This is a genomic window from Pirellulales bacterium (assembly GCA_035546535.1).
Lineage (GTDB): Bacteria > Planctomycetota > Planctomycetia > Pirellulales > JACPPG01 > JACPPG01.
The window spans coordinates 1-11,941 of sequence record DASZWQ010000125.1 but is presented as its reverse complement, the minus strand read 5'-3'; the positions used below and the strand labels follow the sequence as shown (position 1 = coordinate 11,941).

Below are 11,941 nucleotides of genomic sequence, written 5' to 3'. Positions count from 1 at the left end.
CGGACAACAAATCCTCGGCGTGCCTCCGCTCGCCCACGGTGCTTACGTGGTCTTGATGCCTCATGGCCGACTCCTTTCGGTTGCGAGTGTGGTAACCCGCAAATCCCCGAAAGTCGCCAAAGCATCAAGACCATTTTTTATCTCCCTCAAAAAACGGTTAACGGCGTAGAGTGCCGGCCGCTTGTCGGCCGAGGCATCGGCAACAAAAGCCCGGGCTTCGGCGGCCGAGGGAATGCGGCCAATGAGATCGAGCGTGGCCCGTCGCAGGAATTCGGCGTCACTGGCCGCGGGGGCCAGCGGAATCAACGCATCGGCTTCGATCAGCCGATCGATCCGCTCGTGCAGCGGTTCCTCCGCGCGGGCTGCAGCCACGAGGCCTAGCGCGCACGACCCGGCCAATAACATCACAACCAACCGGCGGGCCGGACGCGAGAACAAAATCGCGACTCGATCCGGGGAGTGGGGCATGCGAACTCCTGGGGCATCGGGTTAACTGCCGACGAGCTTCCTTACTCGGCGGGGACACCGGCTCGAAAAGGCGACCTCGAAAGGAACCTGCTCGTCGAGCGTTTATTGTTGACGACCTGAAGCTGTCGAGGACTTTCGTCGGGGGGAGGCGGGTGGTTTGGCGGAAGGTTATCTGGCGGCGAGCGCGCTAGTGCATCAACGCATCAGCACGCCTGCATAAGTATCTCAGAAAGGTTGGCTGCATTGCAAGCAAAAGGGACGGGGCATACCAGGGAAATGGTAGCGCCGCTATCTCATCTCCCTGCGGGCTCACCGAGAACGCGGCAGAAAGAGATGGTCCGCGCCGCCAAACGCCCCGAGGAGCCCCAAGGAACGTTGCGGCGCGGACCAGGCGGGGGTTCATTGGTAGGCAGGGACAGGCACGCCTTCGTCACGCGTCAGCAGACAGCGGACCGCGCGGAAATCGATGCTCTCATTCAAAAACGAGACGCTGCCATCACACAACAGGACGTGGGCGCCGCCCGGGTGCATGCTGAAAATCTCGCCGTTGGGGCCGCAGTCGCCGCCGCTCCAAAGGCAATCGCTCGGGCCCCCCGCGGGCGTGCTGTTGTTGTTGACAAAGTTCTTCAGCGCGCCGAGTCGGCCGTTCGACGGGCCCGAGATGTTGATCGATTTGTCGGGCTCGGCCCAACGATTAGCAGCGCGCCCTGTTATCGGCCCTAACACGGGATCGGTGATGGTCGGATCGGCGCTGTTTCCGGCTTGGATGGTGGGATCCGGTCCGCCGCCGCCGATGTTGGGATAGATCGACGGGAAGTTCACGGGGTTGTCTTCCGCGACGATGATCGTTTGGCTAGTGCCGTCCGTGATCAGCGCCATCCGCGTCGTGCCGATTCCCAAGGCGCCGGGAGCCTGCGCGCTGTTATTGGGAAGACCTGTCGTCGGGTCGATCGACGTGCCCACGGTCGGTGCGTAGTCAGCCTGACCGTAGCCTTGTGGGTCCACGTCGGCGAGACCGTTTGAAGGGCAGAGAAACGTCGTCGGTTGGATCTTGGCCGCTACCTGATTGTTCGGCGCGCGCTTATCGTTGTAAGCAAAGGCCATATTCATCAAATCGTTGACCTGCGCAAACTCCATGTAGGGCATGATGTACGCATACATTCCTTGCACGTCGAACACCGATGTGTAGGTCACCGGGGTACCGGGCAGGGCCTTGCTGCCTTGACCGCCTGAGGGGAGCGCACCGCGCGCCGATTCGAAATTCTGAAGCGCCAGGCCGATCTGCTTCATGTTGTTCTGGCACTGCGAGCGGCGGGCCGCCTCGCGGGCCATCTGCACGGCGGGCAACAGGATCGCGATCAGGATGCCGATGATCGCGATCACGACCAGCAATTCGACGAGTGTGAATGCGTGCGGCTTGCGAAACTGTGTGGATTGGATTCGCATGACGCTTCCTCCGTTGTCAGGGGGTGAAAAGGCGAAGGCGCGTACCCGTGCCGTGGATGTCTCTGCCGCGATCGTCCAAGACCATGAGGTCTGGCCAGCGCGCAGAGACATCAGCACTTTCGAAGCACGCGAAAACTGCTGCATTCCACGCACGGCATGCAGAGTCCTCCGCTGGCGGGTTCGGCAAGCCTTGCGACTGGCCGATCGTTGCGGGCCGGAATCGCGGGCCCTGGTTGTCAGGGAACGATGGCCGGTCTTCTCTTGGGGCAGGTGGCGGCCGCTCGTCGGGCCGCCGGATCGGGCGGGCGATCACTTCTGTGCTGGTGTGGTGCTTCTCAGCAACACATAAACGCATCAGCAATCGTGTATGAGTGATACAAAACGCCGGCGCCGATTGCAAGCAAAAAGGTCATGCCGACGCCGAACAAAGTTGCTCGACACGTTCGGAAGCTAATGGCGCACCGTGACTTAGCGAAGGGACAGGCGGAGAAATCGCGAGCGCAAAAATCACTTTGGACGGCTCACCAGGGAAAACGTAAGAGGTTAGGTTCCGACGAGGAACCAGTAGCGCCCGTTGCCGAGAACCACCTCGCCGGCGCTTAGTCCAAGCGACCTAGTGGCCGCTCGCGGCATCGGAGGGCGACTGGCCCGACGCGGTTCGCATTTCGTGGATCTTTGCCGCGATCAGCTCGGCCCCCAGGCGGTGGCCGGCCGGGTTCCAATGGCCGCGGCCCATGGCGGTGTTTTCGAACCCGTGCAGATACACGCCGTGCTCCTCGCCGTAGGTACGCATCGGCGGCAAAAGGTCCAGCGCGGGGATCTCATGCTCGCGGCAGAAGCTCATGATCCGCTGGTTGGGATATTCGAGCGAATCGACCTTCAGGTGATCGGCAAACTGCTGACGCCTGGCCGGGTCGGGGTGCATCTGATCGTCGTTCGGCATGACGACCACGAGCAGCTTGGCGCCAATCTTCCGAGACTCATCGTTGATCGCCAATAGCAACTGCTCGGTGATCTGCCATGCTTCCTTCCAAGCGGGCGTCTCGGGCGGCAGGTAGGCGTACTCATTGAGCTCAAGCTCTCGCGAAGCGCCGTCTTTCTGAGCGGTTTCAGGAGCCCAGCCGCGCAAATCTCGCAAATCTCGCTTGGCCTCGTACGTCACCTGCAGGATGCGGCTCTCGGCAGCCAGCTCCCGGGCGAGTTCGTCTTTCCAGGATCGCTTTTTCGCGAACGAGTCGTCGAGCACCAACTTGCCGTCGCGGACTTCGAAGAAAGGGCGCTGATTGTGCTCGCGCAAGGAGCGACAATTGTCGCTGAAATCGTTGCCCGACAGAAACGCCAACACGACGATGTCGGGCTGATACTTGGCCGCCCGCTCGCGCAGCATGAGGTATTCCTGGCCGGTGCCGAAGCCGGACATGCCGAAATTCATTACGCGCACTTTTTTGCCGGCGAACGCCGCATCGTGCGACAACAAATCCGCCATTTGTTCGGTGAGGCGATCTTCGACGGGTACCTGCAGCGCTTCGACAAACGAGTCCCCGAGCACAGCAATGCGAAATTCATCGGCCGGCTTGTCGAGAGGCCAGTCGACGTCGCGCACGCTCTCCTGGTTGACTTGCACGTCAGCGTACCCTTCCTCGCGGTACACGAAATTCGTGCCAGGGCGGTAGATCAAACCCACGACAGGGTCCGTGAACATCTTCGGTGGATAGGCAATGCCGGCCAGGCGCAGCGCGATTTCCACGGCCGCGACAAACGCAACCAGCGCCACGACGGATTGCACCACCTTGAGCAGGTTATCTCGAGTCAGAGTCATGCGATCGAATTCCACGCGGTCGCTCGGGTTGTGGCTTGTGCAGGGCGAAAACGTGCAGGGCTAAAACTGGAAGTAGATGAACGGGGCGTTTGCCACGGGCCAGGCCACGTAAAAGAGCCAGGCCACCAGCACGTAGCAAATCGGCAACAGCCGGCTGGGCAACCGATCCAGCAGTTCGGCCCAGCGAATGGCGAAGAAGCTCCAGGCGTGTAGCACGATGAAAATGGCAAACGTGGCGAGCGGTACGAGGGCCGAGGCGGAGTCCAACCCCAGCCCGGTGAGCTGCCATCGACCGTCGAAGAATACGTACGACTTCATGGCCACGAGCAATTGTTCGAGGTTCGTGACCCGAAAGATCAACCAACCCAATAGTACAAAATACATGGTCACCGCCCAGCACACGACTTGCATGGCGGGCTGCTCGAAGAGCGCGGTGAGGCGCTGGCTCTTCTGCTTCCACTCGCTAAAAAAGCGATTGATACACAGGAGCACGCCCTGATAGGTTCCCCAGATGACAAAATTCCAACTGGCCCCGTGCCATAATCCGCCCAGCACCATGGTCGTGAGAAGATTGAAATAAATTCGAGGTAGCGCGACGCGGCCGCCGCCCAGCGGTATGTACAGGTAATCGCGCAGCCAACTCGACAGGCTGATATGCCAGCGGCGCCAGAATTCGGTGATCGAGGTGCTGAAATAAGGGAAGTTGAAGTTCAGCGGCAGCTCGACGCCGAGCATGCGACTGACGCCGCGGGCCACATCGGTATAGCCCGAGAAATCGCAATAGATCTGCACGGCGAATAGCGCCGCCCCCAGCATGATCGCGATGCTGGGCTGACCGAGGGGATCTCCCAGGAGCACTTCGACCAAGGGAGCGATCGAATCGGCGATGAGCACCTTTTTGATCATGCCCACGATCGACAGGTGCAGCCCGCTCAAAAAGCGCTCCGAAGTCAAAGTCCAGGGCTTGTGCAGCGTGGGCAACAACTGCTCGGGGCGGATGATCGGGCCCGCAACGAGGTGCGGAAAGTACGACACGAAAAGCGCCATCCGCAGGAACGACCGCTCGGGCACGATGTCGCCGCGATAGGCGTCGATGCCGTAACTCATCGTGACGAAGGTGTAAAAGCTGATGCCTACCGGCAGCGCGACATCCAGCGCGGGGGGCACCCAGTCGTAGCCCAGCATGTGCCCCAGGCCGACAAGGTTGTCGCGAAAGAAATTGAAGTATTTGAAAAAGCCCAGGATGACCAGATTGGCGACCATGCTGGTGGCCAGAAAGGCGTTGCGACGGCCGTTTTCGGACAGTCGGAAATACTGGGTGTAGATCACGGGACCGACGGCGGCAAAGGCCGCAATGGCCAGAATGGCCCAATAGGCGCTGGCCCAGCCGGGTTGGAAAAACTCGGCCAGGGTGACGTGCGTCGTTCCGCGCTGCACGGCGGGCCAATTGAGCCCAAGGGTCAGGTAGGCTCCGGCGATCAACAGCGCACTGAGCCGCGCCAATTCGCCCCGACGCAGCCGCACGCCGTAAATGCCCAAGGCGGCGGAATAGTCGATCATCGAAGTGAGCAGCAGCAGAATCAGAAACCGCACGTCCCACCAGGCGTAGAAAACGTAACTGGCGACCAGCAACATCCAGTGCTGCGCAGTGGCCCGTCGCAGCACGACAATGCCGGCCAGAACGACCAGCATCAAAACTACGAATTCGTAGGTCTGGAAGAGCATCGGGGGACGAACGGGGCGTTAGCGGGCCGGGTACCTCGAGATGAGCATGACGCAGACCGGCCCTGCCTCGGAGGCAGACCGCTCAGCTTCGCCCGAGTGGACGGTGAATCATTGATTGTGGTTGACTGAAACAGTGCGGTCAACGAGCCGGTTGCGCCGGTCATGCCGGCAATTCGGGCCGTGGCTTACCCGAAGGCTCAGTACTCGCCAAACTCGCGCGGCTGAGCGGCCACGACGGGTTACAAATCGTCGTCCCACGGCTGCACAAGCGAAGGGGGATTGGCGTAACGCTGCACATCGAGGGCAAGCTGTGTCCCGCAGCCCGGCGCTAAGTGCACGACAAACGAGCGTCCGCCGACAGAGCGTTGCTTGCCATCGATCGAGACGCCTGTTATCTGATGCTCGCCATAGGCGCCTCCTTGCACGATCACGGAATGCGGCGAGACGGCGTCGACGTTGACCAAAGTCAAAGTAGCGCCATCGGCCGAAAGTTTTTCGACCAGGGCTGATACGCCATCAGGTAGTCCGGGGCGACGACCCACGGGATCGAAATAGCGCACTCGTGCGTGCAAAGGCGTCGCCTGGTGGCCTGGATAGAGTCCGCCCAAAGTCAGATTCACAAGCGCCGTCGTCACCGCGGGGCTGAATGGTAGGGGATCATCCGCCAGACGCGTGTCAGGGGTCGTTTTGTCGTTGTTGACCGAGGCCATGTGAGCGCGGAGGGTCTCCAGGTCGGCGCGCAGCGCCGCCGCCGGATAGGCGGGCTGCCGGCCGGCGAGAAACGCCTGCCAACCGCCGTCCGGCAATGGCCCGGCGTCGTCCGGCTTCATCGACCAGTAGGCAGTTTCGTTGACGCCATGGCTGTACTTAGACGGGCTGTACGCGTACCACCCCTGGTCGCCATACATCTGCGGGTACACCGTTTGGCCGTTTTCCGATTTCGACTGCGCGTTGACGGCCGAGATCTGCGCCCGCCATGCGTCGGCGTATTTTGTGTTGCCGGTAAGCAGGGTGGCATTGCCAAAACCGCTCAAGCCTAGAGCGTGCGTGTTGCGATTCGCCGGCGCGCCGGTTTGCGGCGTAATGACCGTGAAGCCCCAGCCGTAGACGCCGCCATACCAGCGCCCGCCGCATTCGCCGCCGATCGAACCGTCGAGGCCGATGTTGGTGGGAATAATCCCGTTGTTCGATCTCATTCGGTCGACCCAGGCATCGACGTACTCCAGCACCCAGTCGCGGTACTTCGGCTCGTGGTCGAGCATGAACGCCACGGTCGCGAGGCTCGTCGCGCAAAGATTCTGCGGATGGTCGCCGACGATGTCGTTGTAATCCTTGAAGTGGGCAACCATCTCGGCATAGCTGCGCTCGCCGTGGGCCGGGGCAAAGCGCCCTTCGACCTCGATCGGATCGCCCGCCCAATCCAGCCCCGTGGCTTTGCGCAACAGCGGCCCGCGGCTGCCGTTGAACAGGCTGCGGATGATCTTGTGCTGCCGATCGTAGTTCACGACACCCGGCTCTTCGCCGAGATATAGTCCGGCAAAACGGCGGATACGCCGCTGGAATGCCGGGTCGTTCGGATCGGCCAGCGCGGAATTGATGAACGCCGTCAACCCTTCGGCGTGGTGCAGCCAATCGAGCGATACGGGAAATTCCTTGTAGTACATGCCGTCGCGCGCCATCTCGACGTCGACGGTCTTCGCCGCGGTGTACTGCCGCAGGTGTCCTTCCCATCCTTTTTTGTAGAGTTCGAAAACGCGTGGCGATCCGCCGAGCGCGTAGAGCAGGGGCCAGTCGGCGAGACACTCGATGGCATCGTCAGGCCCGTCGTCGCCCCCCCAGCGTTCGACGCATTCCAGGTAACCGCGGTCGTCGAAATAACGCTCGAAGTACTGCTCGCACCCCGCGCTTGCGGCACGCAGCAGCTCGCGCTCGAGTAGCGCCCATTCCGGCGGCGGCATGGGCGTCGTAACGTCGATGACCGTCGCCGCGACAGGAGTGTCCGCCGCGGCGCAATGGTAGGACTCGCCTATGAGGAATTGCGCGACCGCGAGCATCGGTCCAAAAACGAACGGCCAACCGTGCGGCAGCCTTAGCATGCGACTCATGGCTTCCTCGGGAAGTAAAGATCGACCTGGTCGTGCATCGTGTACATGCGGAATCCTTCGCCGTCGGGCACAAGGATGCCGCTCGATTTGTTGTTCTTCACGAGCGGATTGTTGTGATATTTGTGCCAGGTGCGCAGGTCGTCGGACACGGCCACGCAGGTCGACCATTTGCCCGGCTCGCTATCTCCCATGGCGTGGTAGTAGCCGTAGTAGCGGCCTTTGTACTTCACGATCTGGTTCAGCGCGATCAAACGATTGTCGTAATCGCCGGGGCCTGGCATGATCACAGGCTCATCCTGGACGTTAGTCCAATCGCGCAAATCGCGCGAGCGGGCGAGCCACACGCCAAGGTCCATCTTCTCGTAGAACAGGTACCACTGGTCGTTCTCAAACCAAGCGACGGGCGTGCCGTAGATGCCGCCCGCTTTGATGCCAGAGCTATTGCGGAATTCGAGTGGCCCAGGGCGCGTCCACTTGATGCCATCGGCCGAAGTCAGCAGATGCGGCTCGTCCTGCAGCCGTCCGGCGAAGGGATAAGCACGACCGAAGCGAAAACCTTCGGCGAACATATAGAACGTGCCCCCCTGTTTCACGACCATCATGTCCTCGGTCCAATGCTGGTCGTAGATCGGATTCTTCGGGTAGCGCGTCCACGTGAGTCCGTCGTCGCTCGTGGCCAGTCCGAGCATCTTGAACCCCGTCTTCTGGCCGTTGTAGCCCGTGTACCACATCAGGTACTTATCGCCGTCGCGCAAGATCCAGCCGCGCTCGCGAATCTTCACGTCCCAATGGTCGGCGCCGGCGGCGGTGAAAACGGGGTTCTTTTCGTAGGGAACCCAGTCAACCATGGCGGCGGGAAAGTGGGTCGAGGCCATTCTCTCGGCTTTGTCGTCGGCAGCGCGGACCAGACCCGCGGTGACAACCGCGATGATGGCAATGGCCAGAAGGTGCGGCAGGATAGGCAATCGTTCGAGGGATGATGGCATGAAGTGCTCGTGGCTTTTGGTGGATGGCCGTCGACCGAGGTGCCGACGTTGCGCAATATCGTAACAACGCCGCGCCCCATTCGCAGCAGGCGCATGAGGGCCCTGTTAAGCTTACGTTGTCGCGAGAAACGGCCGCATCCATCCCAGTTGGACCGTTATTCTGGGGTCCTTTTCTTCCGCTTGGGCTTGCGACCGATGGCAATCGCATAGGCCGTGGCGTGGCTACGGCAATGGGAGATCGACACCAGGATCTTACGAATGCCCAAGTGCTCGACGGCGTCGCGCGCTCCGCCGCGCATGCCGACGACGGGGCGGCCCGACTTGTCGTTGCGCACTTCGACGTCGCGCCAACTGATGCCGCGCCGCCAGCCGGTGCCGATGGCTTTCAGAATCGCCTCTTTGGCGGCCCAACGGCCGGCGTAGTGCTGCGTCGAGGCCTTGCGGCTTTGGCAGTAGCCGATTTCTAGCGGCGTATAGACGCGATTGATGAACAGGTCGCCATGCCGCTCGATCATCTGCGCGATGCGCAGGCATTCGACGATGTCGGTGCCAATGCCCACGATATTGCCTGGCAAATTGCCGTCTTTGTTCACAGTCTGTCCCGTTTCGGCTATTGATGGAGAGGGCAGGCCCCGAACATGGCAAGCCTGACTGTTCCATAATAGCCGACAGGGTCTACGACCGCAGCCGGCAGAGAGCAAGCATCGCTCGCGTTTCATGCGGCGCAAAGACGCAGGCGAGACACCTGCACCACAAAGGCCGACACAAATCAGAATGGTGGTGCGGCCGTCCCAGCTTCCCAAGGCAGGAAGGCATGGGACTTCAAAATGCGATCGTCGACCGGCATGCCATCACTCGCGAGGCACATTGGCCAGTTCGTAATCGAAAGTGATGGAAGACAGCCTCTCGCCGATTTTGACGATCCGGAGAAGGCCGATCAGCCCCGATTCGGTCTCGAAGAGGTAGGTCGCCGAAGGATCGGCGCATTGAAGGGAGGGCGTCAGGTAAGCCAAGCGAAACTGCGATGGATAGCGGTCCAGAATATCGCGGCCGTGGCGCAATGTCAGTTTGCCAATCGCGTCGTCAGAAACGCGCACTAGGCGAGCACTGAGCATCAAGAGCTGTATCGTTTGACCGTCGTGAACGTTGTGAAGCTGGAGCGGACCTTGTCCTGCAACGTTCGTGCGGCTCGCGGCCAGATCAATGCCTTGTTCTTTTGCCCACGACGCGATGCGGTCATTGTGGAACAATCCCCAATTCTTCAGCAGTTCATCAAGGTCTGGCAGCGTGTCGGCCGCGAAGATCGACTTGGGAAGGGTTTTGGCACTCGCGCTTTCGAAGTCGTACAAGCATTCCTTTTCAAACCCGGGGCCCGCCAGCGTGACGCGCTTCAACAGTTGCCACTCGCCGGAATCGCGCACAGGCTCCTCGTCGCGGTTGAAGCGCGCCATCTTGCCCCGGTTCCATAGCCGGTACTGCAGCGTGCGGTTGCCCTTGATGCCATCGGCGAGAACGAGTCGCAGGGCGCCCTGTGCCCCCTCACGCGTGGTAAATAGGAATGTCGCCTGCGTTTCTCCATTGGGTAGAAATAAGTCCGATGCCTCGTTCCCCCGGTCCAGCGGCTTGCCCGACCGCACCTCGGAATCCAGTGAATCCCAACGCTCGTTGGCAATCATCCAGAGGTGTACGTCCCTCAGTACATGCTGAATGACATCAACTCCATGGCTCGTGGCCCATTTCACATGGCTAAGTTGTTTCTCAGCGTCGCCGGCGTTGTGATGCAAACCCTCCAAGTACTCATAGGCGCGGCCCGTGTCCAGGTCGAGGCATGCAGGTTTATCGGCATACTGGCTATTTAAGACGACGTCGACGACCGGACCGAGATGTTGGTCAACGCCTGTTGGAAAGAGCGGGCCAAAGCGTCGTACGCCGTCGCGCTCGACGAGGTCTTCATTCCGCATGGGTAGTCGGATTTGATCCTCTTCAGTCTCCTTTCGTGACGCGTTCTCCTTCTTCCATCGTTCTTGCCAGTAGTCGACACTCCACGTCGGCGGGTTCCTATTCTCCTTGAAATCTGGAAGAGGCTCGCCGTATAGCTTGTGAAGCGTGGCCAGGATTTCATTGATTGGCCGACCATAACTGACCGAATTGTCGCTCGACGGAAAATCCTCATGCTGCTTCATGAACTGTCGCAATTCTGGATCCAAGACGTTCAGGCCGCAATCGGAACCGCCTTTGATCTCGAGAACTTTCGGAATCGCGGCGACGACGGCATCGATCGATCGTGGGTCATTCATGACTCGCAGGGTAAAGAACAGGCCGCGCAGCGTCGCGTTTCGCCGGGTCGACTTGAGCTCCAGGAGCAGCTCGGGAAGCGCCGGCCGTCCGATGGTCGCCAGTTCTCGAATCGCGCTGGCCCACTGATCCGTGCGCTCGAAAACGCGGTGATTGCGCAGGACGTAGACCAATTCGCGTACGCGGGTCTGCGTCGCCTCGTCATTGGCAGGCGCGGCGGGGGTCGAGTCCGCCGCCACTATCGCAATTGGCTCCTGCGCCAAGGCGATGGAAGCGAGCAGGTGCGAAAAGCAAACACAGAAGGTGCGCGATAAGCGATTCATCACAACGTCTCCTGGCAGCGACGTGCTTCTTATCCTCCGCCAGCCTAACACGGAACAGCGGCGAAGCCAGATCAGCGAGAGGCTAATCCGCGCGAGGGGTCGCCACCCTTCGCCGGTCGTGACCTATGAGATACTCAAGCCGCACGCCTTCTTCGCCCGGTTCAAGACTTCCGACGCTTTCTTGCGGGCGCGGGTGGCTCCGTCGGCCAGGATCTCGGCGATCCGCTCGGGATGAGCCTCGAACTCGGCGCGGCGAGCCCGCGGCTCGGCAAAAAACTTTTCAGCCTGTTCGGCCAAGGCCTTTTTGACGTCGCCGTAGCCGAATCCGCCACGGCGATACAGAGCCGCCATTTCGGATCGTTCGGCCTCGCCGGCGAATAGCGAAAAGAGCTGGAACAAATGGTCCCCTTCCGGCTCCTTGGGATCCTCCATGGGGCGCGAATCGGTCGTGATGCGCATGATTTTCTTGCGCTGCGCCGCCGCGGGCTCGAACAGCTCGAGCGTGTTGTTGTAGCTTTTCGACATCTTCTCGCCGTCGGTGCCGGGCACGCGGGCCGAGCCGTCGAGCAACTTCGCCTTGGGCAGTACGAATGTCTCGCCGAAATGATGATTGAAACTGCCGGCGATGTCGCGGCAGATTTCAATGTGCTGCACCTGGTCTTCACCGACGGGCACGGTGTTGGCGTCGTAGATCAGGATGTCGGCCGCCATCAGGACCGGATATGTGAACAAGCCCGCGTCGGCGTTGATGCCCTTGGCCTTCTTGTCTTTGTA

9 protein-coding genes are annotated in these 11,941 nt (G+C 60.9%); all 9 read right to left on the bottom strand.

The annotated features are described in order from the left end of the window. Window positions 1–60 precede the first annotated feature (60 nt). Window positions 61–468, bottom strand: a complete 408-nt coding sequence (locus VHD36_15550) for a DUF1549 domain-containing protein (GenBank protein HVU88736.1) — start codon at window positions 466–468, stop codon at window positions 61–63. A 399-nt stretch (window positions 469–867) separates the two neighbouring features. Then, on the bottom strand, window positions 868–1,914 hold the full coding sequence (locus VHD36_15545) for a DUF1559 domain-containing protein (protein ID HVU88735.1): 1,047 nt from the start codon (window positions 1,912–1,914) through the stop codon (window positions 868–870). 613 nt (window positions 1,915–2,527) lie between these two features. Then, complete coding sequence (locus tag VHD36_15540) at window positions 2,528–3,733, bottom strand: SGNH/GDSL hydrolase family protein (protein HVU88734.1); 1,206 nt, start codon at window positions 3,731–3,733, stop codon at window positions 2,528–2,530. A gap of 60 nt (window positions 3,734–3,793) precedes the next feature. Next, window positions 3,794–5,458, bottom strand: a complete 1,665-nt coding sequence (locus VHD36_15535; protein HVU88733.1) for an MBOAT family O-acyltransferase — start codon at window positions 5,456–5,458, stop codon at window positions 3,794–3,796. Window positions 5,459–5,697: 239 nt separating this feature from the next. Next, window positions 5,698–7,563 carry a hypothetical protein gene (locus VHD36_15530; protein HVU88732.1) on the bottom strand — a complete coding sequence of 622 codons (1,866 nt, stop codon included), beginning with the start codon at window positions 7,561–7,563 and terminating at the stop codon, window positions 5,698–5,700. Then, the gene (locus VHD36_15525) at window positions 7,560–8,549 is read right to left on the bottom strand and encodes a hypothetical protein (GenBank protein HVU88731.1); all 990 of its coding nucleotides are present in this window, start codon (window positions 8,547–8,549) and stop codon (window positions 7,560–7,562) included. The genes VHD36_15530 and VHD36_15525 overlap by 4 nt, the downstream gene beginning before the upstream one ends. Window positions 8,550–8,704: 155 nt before the next feature. Beyond that, complete coding sequence (gene acpS, locus VHD36_15520) at window positions 8,705–9,142, bottom strand: holo-ACP synthase (protein HVU88730.1); 438 nt, start codon at window positions 9,140–9,142, stop codon at window positions 8,705–8,707. 258 nt (window positions 9,143–9,400) lie between these two features. Then, the gene (locus VHD36_15515) at window positions 9,401–11,167 is read right to left on the bottom strand and encodes a hypothetical protein (protein HVU88729.1); all 1,767 of its coding nucleotides are present in this window, start codon (window positions 11,165–11,167) and stop codon (window positions 9,401–9,403) included. 123 nt (window positions 11,168–11,290) lie between these two features. Next, window positions 11,291–11,941: tryptophan--tRNA ligase (locus VHD36_15510; protein HVU88728.1), on the bottom strand; the 651-nt coding region annotated here is incomplete at its 5' end.

Excerpts from the sequence above, each read along its gene's own strand:
- VHD36_15525 (HVU88731.1), bottom strand. The coding sequence starts at position 8,549 with ATGCCATCATCCCTCGAACGATTGCCTATCCTGCCGCACCTTCTGGCC.
- VHD36_15515 (HVU88729.1), bottom strand. The coding sequence starts at position 11,167 with ATGAATCGCTTATCGCGCACCTTCTGTGTTTGCTTTTCGCACCTGCTC.
- VHD36_15550 (HVU88736.1), bottom strand. The coding sequence starts at position 468 with ATGCCCCACTCCCCGGATCGAGTCGCGATTTTGTTCTCGCGTCCGGCC.
- VHD36_15540 (HVU88734.1), bottom strand. The coding sequence starts at position 3,733 with ATGACTCTGACTCGAGATAACCTGCTCAAGGTGGTGCAATCCGTCGTG.
- VHD36_15530 (HVU88732.1), bottom strand. The coding sequence starts at position 7,563 with ATGAGTCGCATGCTAAGGCTGCCGCACGGTTGGCCGTTCGTTTTTGGA.
- VHD36_15545 (HVU88735.1), bottom strand. The coding sequence starts at position 1,914 with ATGCGAATCCAATCCACACAGTTTCGCAAGCCGCACGCATTCACACTC.
- VHD36_15535 (HVU88733.1), bottom strand. The coding sequence starts at position 5,458 with ATGCTCTTCCAGACCTACGAATTCGTAGTTTTGATGCTGGTCGTTCTG.